This window comes from Thermococcus sp. M36, from assembly GCF_012027355.1.
GTDB lineage: Archaea > Methanobacteriota_B > Thermococci > Thermococcales > Thermococcaceae > Thermococcus.
The window spans coordinates 1-431 of the sequence record NZ_SNUH01000228.1 but is presented as its reverse complement, the minus strand read 5'-3'; the positions used below and the strand labels follow the sequence as shown (position 1 = coordinate 431).

1 protein-coding gene is annotated in these 431 nt (G+C 27.6%); it reads right to left on the bottom strand.

All coding sequences use genetic code 11. The annotated features are described in order from the left end of the window. Window positions 1-395 (bottom strand): hypothetical protein (locus E3E36_RS12105; RefSeq protein WP_206203694.1); only part of this gene is annotated, 395 nt, incomplete at its 3' end. Window positions 396-431: the final 36 nt, after the last annotated feature.

Below are 431 nucleotides of genomic sequence, written 5' to 3'. Positions count from 1 at the left end.
TTGGGGTAATAAATTATTTTTTTACCGTGAATAACACCACCTATGTATTTACCTGTTGAAAAAAGATAAAAACTATTTTTCTCAAGAGCATAACACTTAAAATTCCCATTTTTCAAACTATCTTTTATCTCAAAAATTGTACTGTCGTCAGTTCTAAACGCCATAGTTTCATAAATATATCCGTTACCATTCTTTAATATCTGAATACCACTTTTCTGCCAAAAATTAATGTAGTATACAGGCTTTTTGTTCAAATAATAATATTCTTGAGATTTTATTTGACCATTATCATACCAATAGGTCCATAACCCAAAAACACTTTCGGATGTATTATCAATTCTTTTAAAATATCCTTTCGAATAAATCTTTCCATTGCTGTAATAATCTTTAACCAATCGAATATTTTGTGATAAGCAAATTTTACAACCGAT